The following is a 21,223-nucleotide window of genomic DNA, read 5'->3' on the forward strand; positions in this document are numbered from 1 at the left end:
ATTGTTCACTTTCTGTTAATTAAAGGCTCTATTTCTTATAGTTATCAGATATTTACTATAATGCTTCGTCTGTGCTGGCTTTGATGATGGCGGAAGAGAGAGAGAGGCCCACAAAGTTGCTGTAGCGCCTGGAGGCCTCGATGACCGCCTCCTTTGAAGCGTTGTGTTGTGTAAAGTGCTGGAGCGTTACCTCAACCGAGCGTTTGCCGAGCTTGCGCCGCCATGTGCCAACGACCGTTCCGGCGACGACGAGCGTGGGGAGAAAGATGCCATTGTTGCCTGGCACAATCTTATCCGCGTGTTCGGCGGCCAGCACGGCTTCGCGATCTTTATAGCCAAGCAGATATTCATCGAAGCCTGGCAGCAGATAGATGCCGGGCTCAGTCTGTGGTTGAAGGGTTGCGAGGTCGGGAGCCATCCAGTATTGCTGGCCGGCGATCGTTTCCGCGACTAACTCTGATCTAACGGTCTCCAGGCCAATTTTAGCATCGGCGACCGTCAATCCGGTCCAGCGGGTAAAATCCTGTAGGGTGGCTGGCCCATGGCTGGTGAAGTAGCGCCGGGTCATCTCGGCCAGGGCTTCAGTGCGGGACAGTTCGCGTGGTTGCGGCACCCACTCGTCGAGCAGGGTAAATGTCTGCTGCTTGCCCTCAAGGGGACCCAGGCAGAGTTGGCCGGTCAGAGACTGGTGGAACAGGAGATGATAGCCGCGCTGACCGCTGGTACTGATACCTTTATCCTCTAATAGCTGCATCAGGGTGGGGCGAGAGAGGCACTTTCCGCCTTTGAGTGCGTCGTAAAAAAGGATGCCAGTGCGTTCAATGGTGGCCTCGTCGAGTTCGAGCTGCCTGCGTCTGTGCGCGGTAGACGCAAGCATGCGGGCCGCCGACAGGTTGACCATCCACTTCGCGTCTTCGGAAGGCACAAAGTGCAGCGTACCGCGCATCGGCCAGGTACGCAGGATCTTTCTCTCGACGATCGCCTGCTCGATCGTTGCCACCGTCGCATTTTGCATACGCAAGCCGATCGCCCACAGTGCCTGCAGATAATCCTGTGCCTGCATCGCGCCCATCCACCGCACCACCCCCTCGGGAGACTCGAATTTCTCCCCCATAATCCGCTGGCTCAACAATCGCAGTCGTGCGATATCCAATTCCATCGTTTATCTCTCTATATATCCATAATCGCCGTAGGTGCCCGGCTTGCCCGGGCTTTGCCGCGCAGCGGCCCCGTTCCCCAGCGCGAATCGCCTGCTCTCCATATATATTCTCCAACATGGAAGAGTATAACAGAGAGCTGGAAACAAGCCAAGAGAAAATGAGGACAGGAGAAAATCGTGATGGGGGAGGTGATAAAAAGCCGATAGGCGTTGAGGTCTTCCAACGCCTATCGGCTTCTGTTTGTATCAGCTCGCTTCTCTACCTATGGGGTAGCGGTAGCGGACGGCTGAGAGGTGCCTGTGTGGACGGTACCACACATGATTGGGTTGTACTGGGACTGATTGCTGAGATCGGTACCATAGTGGACCTGCGCGGCCCATTTGTTGTCCGGAATCGACGTAACGTTGGGGAACGTTTTCGTCACGGTCGCATTACCCTGGGCATCAGCGGTCAGCGTGCCCAGATTGTAGAGAACGCTGCCGATAGTCGGGCAGGTGCCATTATGGATGTGAGCGGAATGGCTTGAATTGGGGGCCAGGCCACGCACGTTCAACTGTACTGTTAGCGTACCATTGTTTACACTGAGCTGGGCTATACCGGCACTCTTCTCATTGGGGTTATTGACCGGTCCTAGCTGGGCGGCGAAGGTGTTGCCACCCGCTCCCGTCGCCGTGCCGGTCGCGACGGCTGTACTGGTCGCGACGGCCGTACCAGTCGCGGTCGCGCTGGACGGATTATACGGTTTGATATCTCCGCAGGAAAGGGCTGTTTTCTGGGTTCCCGCGCCGGTATAGAGCTGGGCTCGCAGGTTCGATGCGGTCAGCGGTGTACTCACATTAGTGATGGTGGCGCTATTCTGGACGCGTCCAGTCGCGTCGGCCGTCAATGTGGTCGAATAGAGGCCAGTTGTCGCTGTAGCCGCGGTTGTCGGCGATGCCTGTGCCGACGGCGTGGTGGTTGTGCCCTTTGTGGCGGTGGCTACCGGCGTCGTCGCTGTGCTGGTCGCGGACCCCGCCGCGGCTCCTGCACTTGCACAGGTACCCTGTTCAATCTGCAGAGGATGGCTACTGTTGGGTGTCAGACCGATGATGTTTGGGGTGAGCATAAGTGACTTGTTGCTGGCATTGTAAGTCATGCGGATGACGCCATTTGGTGTATGCATCATCATGGCACGTCCCGTAGTGCCCGCTCCAGTAGATGAAGAGGTTCCCGTTGCCACAGGGGTCGCCTCAGTCTGGGTTACAGCCGCGCGCGCATTGTTACTTAAAGCAATAAAGACGGTCATAAGGATGAGCGTACAAAGCGTCGTGCTGATAGCAATGGCTCGAGAAACTGCGCTTCTCTTTCGGGATGACTTAAACACTTTACTCCTCCTTTGGTGATGAACGTGTAGACCGTATAGTTGTGAGCCTGTCTCGCTGTCACGTAAAACGGCACATTGGCAGGTCCGAAAAATTACTGCTCAGCTTCTAAATGACGGTCGTATAATATTATGCAAGCATTGTTGTCAAAACTGCAATATCAGCAATATACCCGGCTAGCATCACGTGTTTTAAGATAAGGCATACATTGATCAGGATATCTTGCTCTGCTTGCGCGACTTTTCCAACTGAATATTGGATTAGTTCAATTTATCGATCTTATAGAACCATACATTCTGCTAATATTTATAGTTTAAAAACATTTATAATACATAAAAGATGCTATTTATTTTTATGTTTCTCCTACCTGCAAGCGTTTTCTTTATATTTGTCGGTAAGATAGAGTAAGATACGTATTTTTCGTATCCCTGCTGATGGCATAATGTGAGGTCGATTGATCAGTATTGCAGCTTTCAACGTATGCTGTGACGAGAATGAGATATGTGGCTCGTTGTTGTGATGTGCTGGTGAGAGCATCTCTTTATGCTGTGAGCAAAGACGATATTTTGTGTATATGGGATAGTCGAGTGAGGAGGTACGCCCATGTTTCAACATATTCTGGTTCCGCTGGACGGCTCACAAAGGGCCGAGCAGGCGCTGATCCTGGCGCAAAAGCTGCATAGTCAGCTGCCGTTACGCCTCTCGCTTTTATCCGTCATTGATCCGGAATCCAGGGATCTGCGCCTCGCGCTCTCGAATGTTTTTGATGATCTGGCGTCCGCCATCGAGGCGGAGGAGAAGCGCATCACGGCCTACCTGACTGGTGTGGCCCAGAGTTACCATCTCACAGATGCCAGTGTACACTGCTATATCCAGCACGGCGGTGCTGTTCCAACCATGTTGCGTGCCATTGAAGACCTGCAGTGTGACCTGGTGGTTATGTGTAGTCATGGGCGATCCGAGCGGCGCACCCTGCATCTGGGAAGCGTGGCGCAACAGCTGACGCGTCACTGCCCCGTTCCACTACTGGTGCTCAAGAATGGAGAAGCTATCCCGACCAGCGCCTATCCCGATCAGCGACGTCCCCTGCATGCGATCGAGATCGCCGTGGCACTTGATGGCACAGCTGAATCCGAACAGGCCATTCTACCGGCGGCCCAGCTAGTGGCGGCCATCGCCGCTCCCAATCGGGCCACCGTACACCTGGTACATATCCTGCCCTCGCAAGAGAAATCGATCCAGGCGGCGATCAAGCAGATCAGGTATACGTCCGAATACGAGCGCGCCTGCCACTATGTTCATCAACTGGAGAACCGGCTAAGGACGGAAGACGGGGCCAATCTGAACATCCTGACCACCTCCTCGGTCTTTCCCGCGGCAGACGTTCCTTCGGCGCTGGCCTACTTCGCCGAGCAGCGTTATGGCAAGGTCACCGGTGGCAGCGATCTGCTGGCCATGTACTCCCGTGGTCGTCCAGCAAGAGACCAGGAGACCAGCACATACATGACCGAGGCCACCCTGAATACAACGGACAAGCCGATCCTGATCATTTGACAGCGTTTAGAAATGGGTACGCAAGTCCGCGAAGCGCTCGAGGGTGAGCAGCTGGTTATCGGCGGTCGGCTGCATTACCTCTTCATGCTCCAGCACCCAGGTCTGGGGATGGGGCACGAAGACGGCGTTGAGGCCGGCGGCCAGAGCTGGATTGATGTCGGAGCGTGGCGAATTGCCGATCATCCAGGTAACCTGCGTCTCTAGTTCTAGCTGACCTACGATCTGGTGATAGGTGGCGGCGTTTTTCTCGGGCACGATCAATACGTGGTTGAACAGCTGCTCGATGCCCGAGCGATCAATCTTCAGACGCTGCTCCTCCAGATCGCCCTTGGTTAGCAGCATCAGGTCATGGCGCGGAGACAGGTACTCCAGCGTCTCCAGTACACCATCCAGCAGCGTGAGAGGATGAGAATGGATCTGCTCTCCCAGCTGGCGGATGTACTGCAGATGCTCATCACTGATGGTATCCTCCGCTAGCTGCTGATATGTGGCCAGCAGGCTGTTGGTGAAGTTGGTGGCTCCATAGCCCATCAGGCGCTCTGTTTCATCCAGCACCTGCCGCACCTCTTCATGCGACATGTTGGAGTGGTTGAGGAAGCCGATAAACTCATGGATGGCCTGCTCAAAGTAGATATTGTTTTCCCACAGCGTATCATCCGCATCAATTAAAAGATGTTGTCGCATCGCTCTCCTGCTTTCTTCGTGCTTCCCATAGTGATAGGGAAATCCGTAATAGAAGTTATACGTATAACTTCTATTATACAGACTAGCTCTACAGATGTCAAAAGGAGATTTATAATGATAAAAAATGGTCTGGGCGCGCGCGCCCAGACCATTTTTTATCATTATCTGGTTTGTTGTTTGAAGGGGGCGAGGTGTTTGTCGAAGTGGCGCTGGATGTAGGCCCAATATTCGGGCAGGTGGGCGCGCAGGATGCGCTGCAGCTCGGCTCCGTAGGTGTCGAGGACGGAGCCGAAGGTGACGTGCAGGATCTGGCGCGGGCCGAATTGGTTGAGCAGTTCAGGGAGCTGCTCGTCCGTCAGCTGTTCGGCTGGCAGGGTCTCACTCAGGACGGCGGAGACGTGGTAGGTGCGCCGGTCGTTCTCGTAGTGTTCGCGCGTGAAGTCCCAGATCTCGCGGAACAGGGGACGATCGATCGAGGCGATCAGGCGCAGAGCCTCCAGATAGCTGGTGCCGGCCGTCTTCAGATGGACCAGTCCGCCCGTGGCCTGCATGGCGATCGGATAGACCTCGAACTTGTCCGATCCGGTGTGCAGGCTGAGCTTGTAGCTATTGTCGAAGTAGCGCATGATGCTGGCGTGCCCGTTGATGTTCTGCGTCAGCTCGTCGAGATCGCCGATGTAGCCGACGCCCTTCTCGAAGCGTCCCACGAAGCGCGGCGCCAGACTGACAAAGGGAACACCCAGGCGCTTGAGCTCGGAGGCGATGTAGAAGTGCTCCAACAGCGCGGTGGTCGTCCCGGTTTCATCCACTGACATCTCCATCTCGAAGGGGCGCTGGTCCTGCAACTCTTGCAGGCGTCGGGCCATACGTGCCGTATGGGCGACGGCCCCGCCGTACTTGCCCAGGGCCTTGTACAGATCCTCTTGCGTAAAGGTCAGCGTGCGATCGTCCAGCGTAAAGGCGCGCTGGTAGCGCTCGCTGGTCTCCTCAAGGGTGCTCTGCAGATCGGACCAGGGCAGCTGTTCGACCTTGCGGCGCCTCGTCTCGGCATCGTCGGTCTCGACGGCGTCATCCACGTATTCGCCGGGATCGATGGTGTAGAAGGTATAGCCGGCAGCGACGAAAGGTGGGATGTCTTCCAGCGTCTTCAGGTGGTCGGCGTCGGCTCCCCACGATTCTTTCCAGCCGGCGTGGAAGGCGCCCCACATGGCGTCATCCACTACCTGCTGGGGTGTGCGCCCGGTGCGGGTATTCTCGCGCACGGACTGCTGGGCGTAGATCGGGGCCACGCCTGTGCCCCGCGTGGCCAGCACATGACCCGGCGTGGCGATCCCCAGGCGATCCCCGAAGCCGGCCGAGGTTTGCAGTCCCAGCACCGCCGGCTGGAGCCAGGGCAGACGCTGACGCAGCACGACCGCGTTGTGGGGTGAGCGTGATCCCAGCAGGCTCCCATCCGCCAGCGTCTCGCCCTCAAAGCCATCGATTACTCCGCGGACGAGGAGCTGGCAATCACCTGGTTGATCGCAGTTGACCAATGCATAGGTGGTATCCCCATATCTGGTCACGGACTCGGAGACCTGTGTAAATGGCTGCTGCTCAAACATAGTTATCCCTCCAGTTTGTAGCTCTGTTTCGCCAGCCGATAGGCCAGATCAACAATCATCTCGTTGGCATCCTCTTCATCGATGATGTCCTCAACTACCTGCCGGGCCAGCCAGTCCGAGCTGACGCGGCGCCAGACATCGTGTCGGGCGGGGATCGATGGATAGGCGCGGGTATCGTCGTTAAAGCCGGCTGTATTGTAGATTCCGGCCGTCTCCACCGTAGTATCGAAGTAGCGGCGCATGCCCAGCACGCTATCGAAGAACCACCAGGGTGGACCCAGGCGCAGCGCCGGATAGTGTCCGGCCAGCGGGGCCAGTTCGCGGCTGTACGTCGTCTCATCCAGGTTGAACACGATCAGCGAGAGGCGCGGATCGCTACCGAAAAGGTCGAGCAGCGGCTTGAAGTTATGCGTAAACTCGCTGGAGGTCGGGATGTCGGCGCCCATATCGCGTCCAAAGCGGGCCAGCAGATCGGGATTGTGGTCGCGCGAGCTGCCGATGTGTACCTGCATGACCAGTCCATCCTCCACGCTCATGCGCGCCATCTCGATCAGCATATGGCCGGTGAAGCGCCGCGCATCCTCCGCGCTGGCCTCATCCTTCAGGGCGCGCTGGAAGATCGCCTCGGCCTCATGGGCGCTCAGGCGCGCGGTATAGGCGCTCTGCGCGGCGTGGTCCGTGGCGGTCGCCCCCAACTCGCGGAAGAAGCGCCGGCGCTGCTCCAGGGCCGTCAGATAGGTGCGGTAGTCGCTGACATCGATATCGGATACCTCACTGAGCAGGCGGATCTGCTCAGCGAAGCCGGGCTGGATATTCACCACGGCATCGGGTCGGAAGGTGGGGATCACGCGGCCATGCCAGTCGGAGTCGCGCAGCTTCTGATGCTCTTCCAGCCTGGAGGTAGCGGCATCGGTGGTCGCCAGCACCTCGATCTTGAAGCGCTCAAACAGGCGCCGTGGCTGGAACTCCGGCTGCTGCAGGCGCTCGGTCAGCGCGTCATAGATGGTTTGCGCGTTGGCAGGCGTCATTTGTTGCTCGATGCCGAAGATGTCTCGCAGTTCATCGCGCAGCCACAGGCTGGTCGGAGTGCCACGGAACAGATACCAGTAGTCGCAGACCACCTGCCAGATCTTGCGGTGGTCCTTCTCGGTCGCTCCACCATCGCGGCGCGGGATGCCCAACGCTTCAAGGGGGATACCTTGTGAGTAGAGCATGCGAAAGACGTAGTGGTCGGGTATGATCAGGAGGTCCACCGGGGATCCCCAGTTATAGTGTTCGGCAGACAGCAGGCGCGGATCTACATGTCCATGTGGGCAGATCAAAGGGAGATCCTTTACCTGTGCATAAAGTGTGCGTGCCATCTGTCGTTGGGTGGGATCGCTCGCGAAGTAGCGGTCATCTCGTGTTTGGGCCATCATTTCCTCTCTTTGCACTACCGGTACTACTGTGCCGCCTTAACGGGCAGGCGAAACAGATCGTTGATCTGAATTAACTGGCCCGTCTGCATTGACTGATTGGCGGCGATTCCTACCAGGATTGAGGCGGCACCATCGATGTGTGACGCTGCCCGTCGATACGGATCAAGGGGAGGATTGGGCGAAAATAAGTGCTCCAGCAATATGGGATCACCACCGCCATGTCCCCCGGTCGATTCCGGTACTTCTACAGTATATGGTACACCAAACATAGGGAAGACGCGGATACTGGTGGATTTAAACGCTCCCTTGCTGGCGCTCACCTTGCCCTCGGCATCGTTCTGGATCTGGTGGATATTCTCCACGACATCCATCTCCAGGCGCCCTTTGGTGCCCGTGATGGCGACGCGCAGTCCCTCCCAGGGAGAGTAGGCGATCAGTGAATAGGAGAGCAGCACACCGTTCTGGTAGCGAGCGATCAGCCGCATGGTATCCTCGATCGTGATCGGCTCGCCAAAGACGTTGCGATCGCGCAGGTAGCCGGTCTCCTGCTCAGCGTTGAGATACAGGCCGCGCAGCATCGGATTGGTCTCAAGCGTGAGGGCGAAGGGATCTTTGCCCGCCTCTTCGGCGCCGGTGTAGCGCTGATAGTCGTAGTGCTCGCCGCGCTCCTCGGCGTTGTGCTTGCCATAGAACTGCAGGGCGCCCATGGCGAAGACCTCGCTGGGATAGGTATCGAGCCACCAGTTGACCAGGTCGAAGTGGTGCGTGGCTTTATGCACGAACAAACCACCGCTATTCTTCTTCTCGCGGTGCCAGCGGCGGAAATAGTCGGCTCCATGGCTGGTATCCAGCAGCCAGGCGAAATCCATCGCCAGCGGCTTGCCGACCGCGCCTTTCATGACCTGCTCGCGGAAGGCTGTATACGCGGGCGTATAGCGATAGTTAAAGCTGACGCGCAGCGAGCGCCCTGTGCGCTCCTGCGTCTCGGAGATCTCCCGCAGCTTCTCGATATCGATCGTCAGTGGCTTCTCCGTAATCACATCGCAGCCCAACTCCATGGCTCGTATGATGTAGATATGGTGGGTGCTATCCATCGTTGTTACGATGACCGTATCTGGTCGCATCTCGCCAATCATCTGATCAAACTGCTCGGCCAGGTAGGTTGGCAGAGGTGCGCCTCCAATACTTTCCTGGATGCGCTGATTATGCCAATCCATGCGCACCTGGCTCAGATCGCACAGCGCCACCAGTTCCGCGATCTCATGATAGGGTCCGATCAGCGCATCGATAAACATGCGCGAACGCGACCCCGTGCCGACCAGTGCGTAGCGTTTCTTTTGCATATGCCGTCCCTTTACTAATTTACTAGATTTCTATCTTTCATGTTATGATCATGTGTGACCGGTAACATTACATATATGCATTATAAACCAATAAAAATCAAGCGGTGTTCGAAGGGATAATCGGAGGCGAGCTCCGAATCTATGGGTGGGTTATGGGGTGGCATTGACATGAATGGGGTGGATTGGGTATAATGTGACCGTTCACAAAGTTTATACACATTTTTCGTACATCCGGGTTATTTCGGGGCTGGTATGGCGGGGCGCCTTTTTTGAGACATTTATATTGACGGACACGGAGCTATCCTGTGTTGGTCGGAGAGATGCAGCGCGCGTATGACTGTCAGGAAGAAGAAGAGCACGATTCGCGACGTGGCGAAGCTGGCGGGGGTCTCCTATCAGACGGTGTCGCGGGTGATGAATGAGAGCGAGAGTGTCGCCGAGGAGACGCGCAGGCGTGTTCTGCAGGCGATGAAGGAGCTGGATTTTGTGCCCAGCAAGGTTGCCCGCATGCTGTCCACCCATCGATCGCATACGCTTGAGCTGGTCGTGGTGAGTATTCGTCACGGCGGACGCTTCGCGGATTCGATCAAAAGCATGGCTCTGGCCGCGCGAGACGCGGGCTATGATCTACTGGTGACGATGACGACGCGCGAGGAACTGGGGGCGGCCCTGGAGAACGCGGCGGCCCGGCTGGTGGATGGCGTAATCATGCATGCGCCCTCGCTGGATATCAGCGATGCTGACCTGCTGGAGATCGCCGGGGGCATGCCACTGGTGCGGCGCGATTATGTGCCCACTTCTAAACTGGCCTGGGTTGGCTTTGACCAGATCTACGCTACCCGTATGGCCGTGGAATACCTCATCAAGCTCGGCCACCGTCAGATCGCGGCTATTCCGCCCTCACTGGACCTGATTAACGGCCACCTGCGGCATACCGTCTGGCGCGAGACCCTGTTGCACCATGGTCTGCAACCAGGGCCGGTGTGCCCTTCCCAATATACCTTTACCAATGGCTACGACACCATGCAGCAGCTGCTAGCGAGTGGCCAGCCCTTTTCCGCCGTCATGGTCGGTTCGGACACCATGGCCCTGGGGGCGATGCGCGCCCTGCGCGTGCACGGCCTGCGCATCCCTGCCGATGTGTCGGTCATCAGCTTCGACAATGCCGAGCTGGCGGCCTATACCGAACCGCCCCTTACCACCATTGATTTCGACTTTGTCCAGCAAGATACCACGGTCGTAAAATATCTCATCGAGATACTCAATAATCCAGATATGAAATTGCATCAGCGTATTTTGTTACCGGACCTGGTTATTCGTGAAAGCACCTGCGAGTGGCCCACCGATAGATCGGTTGATCACTCGCAGGCTCCTGAAAAATAGCGCCGGCTGGTGCCCATCCAAATCCCTTTGGAAGTGGCGGGCCGGCAGATGGCTATCTGTGCTCGTTTACGTCGTGTCCGCCAGGATCGCGGACGCTTTCCTTATCGTCATTCGGTTGTCCCGTTGTCGAGATGCATCGATGGATTATGCATATCTGAGGAGGCACAAGTACATGAGTAAGATCTCTTATACCCGCAGACAATTTTGTCGTTATGGTTTAGGCAGTGTGGCTGGATTGACGTTGATGGATCTTGCGGCCTGTGGCGCGAGTTCATCAAGCGCTGGCGGCAGTCAGACATTACAGTTGTCCTTCTGGGGTGATGCCTCACGCAACAAGCTGACGCGCAACGCTATCTCGCTCTATCAGCAGGCACATTCAGGTACCACCATTCACTCCTGGTTCGCTGATTTCAATTCATATTTTAATAAGTTGAATACCCAGATCGCCGGTGGGAGCGTGCCAGACCTGATCCAGATGGATATGGCGTATGTATCGCAGTATGTGAATCAGAAGATATTGTTAGACCTGGGGCCACTCATTTCTAACAAGACCATCGATCTATCCGATTTTGATCAAGGGATGCTGAAGAATAGCGAGGATAAGGGCGTCGTCTACGGTATCTCGCTGGGTGGAAACTATGAGTGCATGATTTATGATAGCCAGGTGGTAAAAGACGCTGGATTGAGCGCCCCTCCAAGTAGCTGGACGTGGGACGACTACGCGCAGTACGCGGGCAAGATTTCAAAGGCACTGAGCTCTAAACAAATCTACGGTTCGCCCGACTCCAGCGGTGCCATCGATATCTTTGAGATCTGGGTACGTCAGCAAGGGCATGAGCTCTACACATCCGATGGGGGCGTGGCCTTTACGCTTGATGACGTTACCTCGTGGTTTACGTATTGGAGTCAGCTGCGCAAGGCCGGTGCCTGCGCTCCTGCCCAGCTACAGGCCTCGGTGACCGGGAGTGGCCCGGCCGCTACGTTGTTGACGCAAGGGAAGGTCGCCTTCGCCATTGCTCATTCCAATCAATTCCATGGCTTCCAGGTGCTCTCGCAGCATCCTTACGCGCTACAGATGGTGCCGAACGGCCCCAAGCCGGGCCTGTATCTCAAGCCATCGATGCTGATGAGCGTGGCCGCCAAATCCAAATACACCAAAGAGGCCGCCGATTTCATTAACTTCTTGATTACGCAGCCCAAGGGCGTTAAGGCCATTGGCCTGGATCGTGGTATTCCTGGCAGCGCACGTGCGCGCGCGGCGCTGCAGCCGACGTTGAAGGCCGAGGACAAGGCCGTACTGGCCTATGCCAGTATGGTAGCCGGCAGTGGACAGACCTCCTCTAAGACCGTGCTCGATCCCCCGAATGCTGGCAAGCTTCAGACCCTGTTGATGAACGTAGCCCAGGCCGTTGGTTTTGGCAAGCAATCGGCGGCCGATGGCGCCAAATCTTTTTATGATGGGTCTCAGAAAGCGCTGGCCAAGTCCTAGAATGTGGAGCTGAACAATGACTGTTACGCCTGCTATGACCCGGTCGCGTCCACCCTCTGAACGCAAGCCACGCAAGCCACGCCGCATGAGCAGCGCGGAGAAGAAAGAGAACCTGGCCGCCCATCTCTTTCTTCTCCCCTGGTTCCTAGGTATCATTATCTTTACCGCCGGACCCGTGCTGGGCTCACTCTATCTCTCGTTTACCAACTACAACCTGATCGGTACGCCGTCCTGGGTGGGACTGCGCAACTACCTGACCATGTTTCATGATCCACAGTGGTGGAGCTCCGTGCGGGTAACGCTGGCCTATGTCATCTTTTCCGTGCCGCTGAAGCTGATCTTCGCGATGGTGGTCGCCCTGCTGCTCAAGCAGGGCCTGCGCGGACTGGGCCTCTTTCGCGCCATCTACTACGTGCCTTCGCTGCTCGGGGGCAGCGTCGCCATCGCGCTGCTGTGGCGGCAGATCTTTAATTCGGACGGCATCGTCAACCAGGCGCTGGGCCTCATCGGCATTCATATATCCATCAGCTGGATCTCCACGCCGGAATATGCGCTGCCCACACTGATCATCCTGGCGATCTGGCAGTTTGGCTCGCCGATGCTGATCTTTCTGGCCGGTCTGAAGCAGATTCCGCAGGAATATTACGAGGCGGCCTCAACCGATGGATCGGGTCCCTGGCGCAACTTCTTCTCGATCACCTTACCTTTGATTACACCACTGGTCTTTTTCAACCTGATCTTACAGATGGTGGGAGCATTTCAGGCCTTTACACCAGCATTTGTGGTCAGCGGAGGTAGTGGAGGGCCGTTGGATTCAACCCTCTTCTATACTCTGTACGTCTATCAGCAGGGATTTGGCTATTTGCAGATGGGGTATGCTTCGGCGATGTCGTGGATCCTTCTGGTCGCGATCGGTGTGTTCTCTGTGATCGCCTTTCTGTCGTCGCGCTACTGGGTCTTTTATCAAGATGAGGGGAGATGACTGATGAATATTCCACTTCCACGTTTGCAACTGGCGCGCCGCAATGCGCGCCCTCAGCAGCAACGACCATCACGACTGCTCTGGCGCCTGTTGATGTATCTAATCGTGATCGTGGGCGCGGTAATCATGTTGTATCCCCTGATCTGGATGTTTAGCGCCTCGTTCAAGCCGGAAGATCAGATCTTCGCCAATTCCAGCCTGCTCTCTCCCAGCTGGATTATCAATAACTATGGGGATGGCTGGAATGCCCTGGATTATGGGTTTACCACCTTCTTTGCGAACTCGCTGATCGTCTGCCTGGGGGCGGTCGTGGGCAATCTGATCTCTTGCTCGATGGCCGCCTACGCCTTCGCGCGTCTGCGCTTTCGCTACAAGGCCTTCTGGTTTATCGTGATGCAGGGGATCATCCTGTTGCCGATGCACGCCATGATCGTGCCGCAGTATATCCTGTTTAAAGATCTGGGCTGGGTTAATACTTTCCTGCCGTTGATCGCACCTAAATTTCTGGCCACCGACGAGTTCTTTGTGTTCCTGATGATCCAGTTTATTCGTGGCATCCCGCGCGAGCTGGATGATGCCGCGCAGATGGATGGCTGTGGTCGCCTGGCCTTCTACTGGCGCGTGGTCCTGCCGCTCTCGCTGCCCGCGCTGGTGACATCCGCCATCTTCACCTTCATATGGACCTGGAACGACTTTTTTACGCAGTTGATCTACCTCAACGACGAGTCGCTCTATACGATTCCGCTGGCCCTGCGCACCTTCCTGGATAGCACCGGCAACTCGGCGTATGGACAGCTCTTCGCCATGTCCGTGCTCTCACTGCTGCCCGTGATCGTCTTCTTCCTGCTCTTCCAGCGTATGCTGATTGAAGGGGCCGCCACCACTGGCCTGAAAGGATGAGGTCATACTGCGTACACCGCTGGCGGTGTACGCAGTATGTATTGTTTATTTATTGGGGGCGGCGATAAAGTGATATTTCTGGAGGACGGCCTGGCCGTTGCTGGAGAGCACGTAGTTCACGAAGTCCTGGGCTTCGCTGTGGTGGGGGGCGCTTTTAGTGACGGCGATCGGATACTGGGCTATCACGTTGAAGGTGTCGGGGATATCGATGACGGTCACTTTACTGGAGACGGCGCTGGTGACATCGGTGCGATAGACGAAGCCGGCATCTACCTCGCCCAGCTGTACCTTCTGGACTACGGCCTTGACGTTCTCTTCCTGTGAGACGATGTTCTTCTTCACGTTGGCCTCGTAGCTGGTGCCATACTGGGGTGAAGCCCCCATCTTGTCGAACACCTGCTGACTATACTTGCCCGCCGGCACAGCGGCCGCGCCGATATCGATCTTGACGCCTGATTTCGCCAGGTCTTTCAGGCTGGTCACATTCTTATTGCCGGTTGGCACGATCACCACCAGGCGGTTCTGCGCGAAGATCTGCGAGCTCTCCACCACTCCCGCCGAGCTGGCCTTCTTCATGTTGGTCTGGTCGGCTGAAGCAAATACATCGGCGGGAGCACCGTTGGCGATCTGCTGTTCCAGCAGCTGCGAGCCATTGAAATTATATTTGATGCTCACATTGGGATGCCCGGCCTGGTACTGCTTCGCGATGTCATTGAAGGACTCGGTAAGCGAGGCGGCGGCGAACACCTGGAGCGAAATATTGGTGGCCGCCGGCTTTGTGGCCGAGCTGGCCTGGGAGCCACTCGTATCACTGGAGCCGCCGCCGCAGGCGGCCAGCAAGAAAGTCAACAAGAGAAGGGCGCAAACCGCGGAACGAAATCGTTTCATACATACTCCTCACAAACGTCTAACCGTTTGCATCTTCCTATTTTCTCACCCCAAGAGCGCAAAGACAATATCGTATACTCATAGCGTGAGTACTCATGCTATGAGTATACGATATTTTAAGGGGGGTTGGATATAATTTTGTTTGGGATGTGGCTTGCTCACCTTTTATTGGGGGGAGGTGCGCGCCCCCGCACGCGCGTCCGCTGCGCAGCCGCGCCGGTTTTATATATTGATGCAGGTGGGCGCGTTCGCGCCCACCTGCATCAATATATAAATGGAGTGTGTATGACTCCCATCATTGAGAGCGCAGAGAGCAGCCCCTCATGTGATAAGTTGGTGTATGGGTGCGCACCTGCGCACCCATACACCAACTTATCACATGAGGGGCTAAGGCGTACCGTCGAGCAAGGGGATGGTGAACCAGAAGGTCGAACCCTGGCCCTGGATGCTTTCGACGCCGACCTCGCCGTTGTGGCGTTGAACAAGGGTCTGACAGATATACAATCCAAGACCTATGCCATGGCCGGCTCCGGTAGTGATGGCGATCCCGGGCGCTTTATAGAAGCGTTCCCAGATGCGCTGTTTCTGCTGGGGTGAGAGGCCTGGCCCTCGATCGCGTACCCACACACGAGCTGTATTGCCGCTCTGCCGTACCCCGACGGTGACCGGAGCGGAGGCCGCCGAATATTTGAGTGCATTGGTGAGATAATTGCTGACGACCTGTCCGATGCGATCGGCATCCGCGAGAACCATCAGGGGCTCCTCGGCATCCGGCAGGTCCAATGTGATGGTGCGGCCGGGCGTGGCCGCCTGGTGGTCGAGAGCGATCTCTTGTACCAGCGGTACCAGGTCACAGAGTTTCAAATCGAGGTTGAGCTGGCCCGATTGGATGCGCGAGATGTCCAGCAGGTCCCCGATCAGTCGATTCTGGATATCTATCTGGCGTAGCGCGCGCACAATGAGCTCGGAGACCTCGTCAAGCGTTTTGGGTATGGCCTCGTGCACGTCCGCGACGAGGGGACGGAGCCTGCTCAGTTTGCGCTGGGAAAACTGTAGATTGCCCTTCATCGCGGCGAGCGGGGAGCGCAGATCGTGGCTTACCATGTGCAAGAATTCATCTTTGCGCCCTTCAAGTTGTTTCTGGTCTTCGATATCGGTATTGGTGCCGATCCATTGCGTGATGTTCCCCTTATTATCCCGAATAGGGATCGCCTGGCTCATATGCCAGCGGTAGACGCCATCCGCCCGGCGAAAGCGGTGCTCGCAGTAAAATGGTTCGCCTGTTTCAATGGAATGACGCCAGCGGCTCACGTTTTCCTCGACGTCTTCCGGATGAACGAACCGTGTCCAGCCCCAATCGCGAATCTCCTCAAAAGGCAGTCCGGTAAATGCGGTCCACTGGGGATTGAAGTAGTTGACTCCTCCGTTGGGATCGGCCATAAAGACTTTCTGGGGCATCTCCTCGGCCAGGAAGCGGAAGCGCGCCTCGCTGGTGGTGAGTTGTCTGCGCGCCCATACCTCCTCGGTTACTTCTACCGCGTGCACCAGGATCCCCTCAACCTCGCCTGATGCAGAGGTAAGTGGTTGATAGACGAAATTAAAGAAATGTTCCTCAAACTGGCCCGTGGTGTTATTCTGCAGTTCGAGGCGAGCCTCTATGCCGCTAATAGCTTTACCGGTCTGGTAGACCTGGTCGAGCATCTCAAAATAGCCCTGACCCTCAATTTCTGGCAGCACTTCACGCACCGATTTACCCAGAATGGGGCGCTGACCCAGTAGTTGCATGTAGAGTGGGTTGGCTAGCGCATAGATGTGCTCTGGACCCTGTAAGACGCAGATGTGAGCTGGCGCCTGCATCAATAGCTCATATAAATGTGCCCGCGTCTGTCGCGTCCTCTTGTGCAGGCGTGCCATATCCATGCGCAGCGCCACGCGCGCCATCAGTTCGCGCGCGGAGAACGGTTTAACCAGGTAGTCTTCCGCTCCCAGTCCCAGCCCTTCGACGATTGTTTCCTCACCGGTGCGGGCTGACAGCAACATCACCGCGATATCGGCCGTCGCTTGATCCGCGCGCAACTCTTTAAGCAAGGCGAAGCCGTCGAGTTCTGGCTGCACGATGTCGCTGATAATCAGGTCGGGGTGTTGCTCGCGCGCGATGGTGAGCGCCTGGCTGCCATCAGCCGCCAGTTCCACCTGATATGTTGGGGACAAGAGCCGCTGCAGGTAGGCGCGCATATCGGCGTTATCGTCTACCACCAGCACGTGACCGGGATGCGCATCCAGTTCAGATTGCAGGGGTTCGGAGTAGTGGCTGGAGATAGGGAATGCCTCCATCTCGTCTATGTGTGCTGCATTTTTCTGCTGTGTCTCCGCGAGCCAGTGCATGGCTTCTGCTACATATGGCGGTGCCTGAATCTCTGGTGATGGGCGTTGTGGTCGCTCCTTCTGAGGTGTCGATGCCTGGCCGGACCGGCGTGGCACGCGGATGGTGAAGGTGGTCCCTACGCCCTCCTGGCTCTGAATGGTAATGGTGCCTCCATGCAGATGGACCAGTTCCTGCACCAGAGAGAGTCCGATGCCCGCGCCTTCCTGGGTGCGCGTCCGTGCTGGCAGCGCCCGGTAGAAGCGTTCAAAGATATGCGGAAGATCATGCTCACTGACCCCGACGCCTGTATCCTGTACGATCAGTTCTACTTCATCTCCGGCGGCATGAAGCGCCACGCGAATAGACCCTGTGAAGGTGAATTTGAAGGCGTTGGAGAGCAGGTTAAGCACGATCTTCTCCCACATCTGCCGATCGACGGCGATCTGCTCGGCCATCGGTGGGCACTCCACGATCAACTGCAGGCCGGCCTTCTCAATTAGATCTCGAAAGGTACTGGCCAGATCTGTGGTGAACTGGGGCAGATCGGTTGGTTCGTAGACGGCCTCTGACCGTCCGGCCTTGATGCGCGCAAAATCGAGCAGGGCATTGACCAGCTTGAGCTGGCGCATGGCATTGCGGCGCGCCAGCTCAAGCTGTGCCCGTTGTGGCTGTGAGAGCGGATCTGAGCGATCATCCAGCAGCGCTTCCAGTGGCCCCAGGGTGAGCGTAAGCGGGGTTCGGAACTCGTGGCTGATATTGTGAAAAAAGACCGTCTTGGCCTGATCCAGTTCCGCCAGCGCGCGTGCGCGCGCCTCTGACTCTTGATAAGCCCGGGCGGAAGCCAGCCCGGCGGCTATCTGTCCAGCTGCCAGTTGCAGGAACGCGCGATAGTCATCATCCAGCTTGCGGCGGGGGTTGATCCCCACTACCAGGAAGCCAGAAAGCTCCTTGCTTCCTGCATGTGACATTGGCAAGATCAGGGCGGTCTGAGGCGCGGGATGAGTTTCGCTGTCCAGAGCGGAGATTGCTGCTGCCACCTCCGGAGGAAAAATTTTCACCAGCTGTGGCTTGCCGCTACTGGCAACGGACCGCAAAGGCCAGGGAGCCTGCGTATCGGCGACCTGAATGCTTTCGGGAGAAGCAACCGTCCCGACCGCGAGCTGGGCGTTTCCCGCTAGCTGTGCCTGCGTGCCATCTGAAGAGAGCAGATATAAGAGCGCGAAAGGGATGCCGGCCCTGTTTTCAGAGATGGCTGAGGCGGCGAGCTGGCAGACCTGCTCTGGCGTCTGGATTTCGACCATACTGGCGGCCAATGTCTGCAACATCTTCAGGCGACGTTCTCCCACCACGCGTTTTGTCGTCTCGGTAGCGGCGATAAGAATACCGCCTACTTCACCGCTCTCATCTTGAATATGGCTGTAGGAAAACTCGAAATAACATTCTTCCAGGTAGCCATTGCGATCGAGGGGGATGAGAAAATCGGTATAGCCGACTGATACACCGGCCATGGCCTTTTCAAAGAGGGGGCCAATGATCTCCTGCCAGCTCTCGGCAAAGATCTCTGCCGTCTTTTTGCCCAGGGCAGGATGTTTGGTGGCCCCCAGGATGGGACGATAGCTGTCGTTGTAGAGCAGGGTGAAATCATCGCCCCAGGCAACCGCCATCGGGAAGCGCGCCTCCAGCATCATGCTGACTGCTATCTGTAAGCTCTGTGGCCAGTGTGAGGGTGGTCCAAGGGGGGTCTGCGCCCAGTTATACTCGCGTATCAGGAGGCCCATCTCTCCGCCACTGGCCAGTGGGTGCTTATGAGGAGTTTTCAAATCCATTTTTCTTTTCTCTTCCCTTCTCGCACCCCCTGTATAACGCGTCTTTCTGTTGTTTGCCTCTGCGTTTGGGTACGCCAGAACACCGTGGGATTGTAGCTGTTTTTGTTTATATTACCTATCCATGTAATGGTTACATAATAAGCACTTCCTTTCCTTTTCACGCATTGACACAACAAAAGGTTGCAGAAAGGTGACAATATACGATGGATGATAGGTATGTTGGAGTGCGGCGCATCCGCACTCCAACATACCTATCATCCATGGGGATGAACACCGCCAGGTCGCGCGCAATATTCCAGGCGTCGGGGGTACCTAGTCCGGTGGCCGGATCATAGCCCGCGCTGGCATTATAGTAGAGATTGGTGCCACTGATGATGTCACGGTAGGCTGCACTAGGATAGAATTGAATACGTTTTTTCGTGTAAAGGGTCGCATAGCATGCACTATTGCTGCTCTCTTTTTGGTTGTGCTGGTCATGGGGATGGGGGACGGCAGCTCCGCTTCGCTGACGCTGGCCGCGCCCGGGGCGGCGCATGTGTTATATGGCCGCATTCCCGGTCATGTCGTACCTGTAGTCACTGGGCGCACGCCCATTGGGCCTCGGGCGCAAAATGCGAGCCTGCGCCTCTCTATCAGTCTTAGCCTGCGCAATACACAGGCGCTGGATGTCTTGCTGGCGCAGCAGAACGACCCAACCTCTCCTCGCTATCACAGCTATTTGACACCGCAGCAGTTTAAAGATCAATTTGGGCCGACGCAGCAGACCGTCAACAAAGTGGTGTCTTATTTAAAGAGCAATGGTATCCTTGTCACGGAGGTGACGCCGAATAACCTCCTGCTCAAAGCCGCGACAACCGTAGGGGTCGCCGAGCGGGCGTTTCTGGTCGGGATAGACAACTACGTGGTTGGTACCCGTGTTGTCTACGCGCCCTCGAATAATCCCGCCGTACCCGCTAGTCTGGCCTCGTCGATCCAGTACATTGCTGGACTCGATAACATCACGGTCCGCCAGCCGCGGCATATCGTGCGGCCCGTTCATCGCTATGCCGGTCCCATTGGTGGGTATAATCCTGCTACCTTGAGTACCGCCTATAACGCGACTCCCTTGCTGAATACGGGGGCCAATGGCGCGGGACAGTCTATCGCGCTTTTTGAGCTCGATGGCTATAACGCCGCCGATATCGACACGTATCGCAGCACGTACAAACTGGGGACGGGCAAATATGTGAATGTGCTGGTCGATAATGCCGTCAATATCGCGGGTCCTGGCTCGATTGAGGTTGAGCTCGATATGGAGGTAGTCTCGGCTGTGGCACCCCAGGCGACCCAGAGAGTGTATATCGGTCCCAACACAACGCCCGGCGTCAATGATACCTATAATCAGATGGTGACCGACAATAAAGCGAAGGTGATCAGTACGAGCTGGGGATTGTGTGAGACGTCTTCCGGCAACGCCGAACTGGCCGCCCTTGACAGCATCTTCAAGCAGGGGGCCGCGCAGGGCCAATCGTTCTTTGCCGCCAGTGGAGACGCGGGAGCCTACGACTGTGGTGATAGCAACCTGGGCGTAGACTCCCCCGCAGGCGATCCCTATGTGGTGGCCGTTGGGGGCACCAATCTCCACACCGGCACCAATGGAAGCTATGGCACCGAAGCGGCCTGGGACGATACCACCACGGCGCAGGGAGGCTCCATGGGTACGGGTGGAGGTGGCGGCATCAGTTCCTACTTCAAGCGGCCGGCCTACCAGAATGGCCTCAAGATGCAGAACGCCAACCGCCAGATCCCCGATGTCTCGGCCAACGCCGATCCTGTGACCGGCTACTCGATCTACTGCATGACGGCCATCTACTGCCAGGGATGGGGGATCGTCGGGGGGACAAGCGCGTCCGCTCCGCTGTGGGCCGGCATCGCCGCCGATGTGAACCAGTACCTGACGGCGCAAAAGAGGCCGACACTGGGCAACGCCAACTCGATGCTCTACCGGCTCGACACGACATCGCTGCCCTACCCGGCCTATCACGACATCGTCCTTGGCAACAACCTGTATTACAAAGCGGGAGTCGGCTATGACCTGGCGACCGGCATCGGAACCCTGAACATCTGGAACATCGCGCGCGATCTGGTCGCCTTACCCGGTGGCACCGTCAAGCCCACGCCGACGCCAACGCCCCGCCCGACGCCAACAGTTAAGCCTGGACCCACACCTGGAGTCGCATAGACCTGAACGAGTGTGCCCCTGATTACCCGTTTCGGCGAAACAGGT

Annotated in this window: 14 protein-coding genes; 6 read left to right on the forward strand and 8 right to left on the reverse strand. The window is 56.9% G+C overall.

The features are described 5' to 3' along the window. Positions 1–55: 55 nt before the first annotated feature. Both AABA21_RS30080 and AABA21_RS30085 read right to left on the reverse strand, forming a co-directional pair. Positions 56–1,159, reverse strand: a complete 1,104-nt coding sequence (locus AABA21_RS30080; protein WP_338255929.1) for a winged helix DNA-binding domain-containing protein — start codon at positions 1,157–1,159, stop codon at positions 56–58. Between the two features lie 263 nt (positions 1,160–1,422). Continuing rightward, positions 1,423–2,523 carry a CHRD domain-containing protein gene (locus AABA21_RS30085; RefSeq protein WP_338255930.1) on the reverse strand — a complete coding sequence of 367 codons (1,101 nt, stop codon included), beginning with the start codon at positions 2,521–2,523 and terminating at the stop codon, positions 1,423–1,425. Positions 2,524–3,124: 601 nt separating this feature from the next. On the opposite strand from AABA21_RS30085, the gene AABA21_RS30090 reads away from it, so the two are divergent. Beyond that, the gene (locus tag AABA21_RS30090) at positions 3,125–4,075 is read left to right on the forward strand and encodes a universal stress protein (RefSeq protein ID WP_338255931.1); all 951 of its coding nucleotides are present in this window, start codon (positions 3,125–3,127) and stop codon (positions 4,073–4,075) included. A 6-nt stretch (positions 4,076–4,081) separates the two neighbouring features. Here the strand turns inward: AABA21_RS30090 and AABA21_RS30095 are convergent, their stop codons facing one another. From AABA21_RS30095 to AABA21_RS30110, 4 genes are all read right to left on the reverse strand, one after another. Further along, positions 4,082–4,759, reverse strand: a complete 678-nt coding sequence (locus AABA21_RS30095; protein WP_338255933.1) for an HAD hydrolase-like protein — start codon at positions 4,757–4,759, stop codon at positions 4,082–4,084. Between the two features lie 161 nt (positions 4,760–4,920). Then, the gene (locus AABA21_RS30100) at positions 4,921–6,363 is read right to left on the reverse strand and encodes a tagaturonate epimerase family protein (protein WP_338255934.1); all 1,443 of its coding nucleotides are present in this window, start codon (positions 6,361–6,363) and stop codon (positions 4,921–4,923) included. A gap of 2 nt (positions 6,364–6,365) precedes the next feature. Next, entirely contained in the window at positions 6,366–7,778 is a 1,413-nt protein-coding gene (gene uxaC, locus AABA21_RS30105; protein WP_420917233.1) for a glucuronate isomerase, read from the reverse strand. A gap of 26 nt (positions 7,779–7,804) precedes the next feature. Continuing rightward, positions 7,805–9,124, reverse strand: coding sequence for a Gfo/Idh/MocA family oxidoreductase (locus AABA21_RS30110; RefSeq protein WP_338255936.1), 1,320 nt, complete (start codon positions 9,122–9,124; stop codon positions 7,805–7,807). 333 nt (positions 9,125–9,457) lie between these two features. Here AABA21_RS30110 and AABA21_RS30115 point away from each other — a divergent pair, with 333 nt between their 5' ends. The 4 genes from AABA21_RS30115 to AABA21_RS30130 all read left to right on the forward strand — a co-directional run bounded on the left by AABA21_RS30115 (position 9,458) and on the right by AABA21_RS30130 (position 13,878). After that, complete coding sequence (locus AABA21_RS30115; RefSeq protein ID WP_338255937.1) at positions 9,458–10,507, forward strand: LacI family DNA-binding transcriptional regulator; 1,050 nt, start codon at positions 9,458–9,460, stop codon at positions 10,505–10,507. A gap of 172 nt (positions 10,508–10,679) precedes the next feature. Next, on the forward strand, positions 10,680–11,996 hold the full coding sequence (locus AABA21_RS30120) for an ABC transporter substrate-binding protein (RefSeq protein WP_338255938.1): 1,317 nt from the start codon (positions 10,680–10,682) through the stop codon (positions 11,994–11,996). A gap of 16 nt (positions 11,997–12,012) precedes the next feature. Further along, positions 12,013–12,978: a carbohydrate ABC transporter permease gene (locus tag AABA21_RS30125; RefSeq protein WP_338255939.1), complete on the forward strand. Its 966-nt coding sequence runs from the start codon at positions 12,013–12,015 to the stop codon at positions 12,976–12,978. Between the two features lie 93 nt (positions 12,979–13,071). Then, positions 13,072–13,878 (forward strand): carbohydrate ABC transporter permease, encoded by an 807-nt coding sequence (locus tag AABA21_RS30130; RefSeq protein ID WP_420917234.1) that lies wholly within the window; start codon positions 13,072–13,074, stop codon positions 13,876–13,878. Positions 13,879–13,923: 45 nt separating this feature from the next. Here the strand turns inward: AABA21_RS30130 and modA are convergent, their stop codons facing one another. Beyond that, positions 13,924–14,766 carry a molybdate ABC transporter substrate-binding protein gene (gene modA / locus AABA21_RS30135; protein ID WP_338255942.1) on the reverse strand — a complete coding sequence of 281 codons (843 nt, stop codon included), beginning with the start codon at positions 14,764–14,766 and terminating at the stop codon, positions 13,924–13,926. 387 nt (positions 14,767–15,153) lie between these two features. Further along, on the reverse strand, positions 15,154–18,957 hold the full coding sequence (locus AABA21_RS30140) for an ATP-binding protein (RefSeq protein ID WP_338255943.1): 3,804 nt from the start codon (positions 18,955–18,957) through the stop codon (positions 15,154–15,156). A 403-nt stretch (positions 18,958–19,360) separates the two neighbouring features. Between AABA21_RS30140 and AABA21_RS30145 the strand changes: the two genes are divergently transcribed. Further along, entirely contained in the window at positions 19,361–21,178 is a 1,818-nt protein-coding gene (locus AABA21_RS30145) for a S53 family peptidase (protein WP_338255944.1), read from the forward strand. The last annotated feature ends 45 nt before the right edge of the window (positions 21,179–21,223 follow it).

It is taken from the genome of Dictyobacter halimunensis (genome assembly GCF_036245075.1).

Excerpts from the sequence above, each read along its gene's own strand:
- AABA21_RS30080 (WP_338255929.1), bottom strand. The coding sequence starts at position 1,159 with ATGGAATTGGATATCGCACGACTGCGATTGTTGAGCCAGCGGATTATG.
- AABA21_RS30090 (WP_338255931.1), top strand. The coding sequence starts at position 3,125 with ATGTTTCAACATATTCTGGTTCCGCTGGACGGCTCACAAAGGGCCGAG.
- AABA21_RS30095 (WP_338255933.1), bottom strand. The coding sequence starts at position 4,759 with ATGCGACAACATCTTTTAATTGATGCGGATGATACGCTGTGGGAAAAC.
- AABA21_RS30100 (WP_338255934.1), bottom strand. The coding sequence starts at position 6,363 with ATGTTTGAGCAGCAGCCATTTACACAGGTCTCCGAGTCCGTGACCAGA.
- uxaC (WP_420917233.1), bottom strand. The coding sequence starts at position 7,778 with ATGGCCCAAACACGAGATGACCGCTACTTCGCGAGCGATCCCACCCAA.
- AABA21_RS30110 (WP_338255936.1), bottom strand. The coding sequence starts at position 9,124 with ATGCAAAAGAAACGCTACGCACTGGTCGGCACGGGGTCGCGTTCGCGC.
- AABA21_RS30115 (WP_338255937.1), top strand. The coding sequence starts at position 9,458 with ATGACTGTCAGGAAGAAGAAGAGCACGATTCGCGACGTGGCGAAGCTG.
- AABA21_RS30120 (WP_338255938.1), top strand. The coding sequence starts at position 10,680 with ATGAGTAAGATCTCTTATACCCGCAGACAATTTTGTCGTTATGGTTTA.
- AABA21_RS30125 (WP_338255939.1), top strand. The coding sequence starts at position 12,013 with ATGACTGTTACGCCTGCTATGACCCGGTCGCGTCCACCCTCTGAACGC.
- AABA21_RS30130 (WP_420917234.1), top strand. The coding sequence starts at position 13,072 with ATGTATCTAATCGTGATCGTGGGCGCGGTAATCATGTTGTATCCCCTG.
- modA (WP_338255942.1), bottom strand. The coding sequence starts at position 14,766 with ATGAAACGATTTCGTTCCGCGGTTTGCGCCCTTCTCTTGTTGACTTTC.
- AABA21_RS30140 (WP_338255943.1), bottom strand. The coding sequence starts at position 18,957 with ATGGATTTGAAAACTCCTCATAAGCACCCACTGGCCAGTGGCGGAGAG.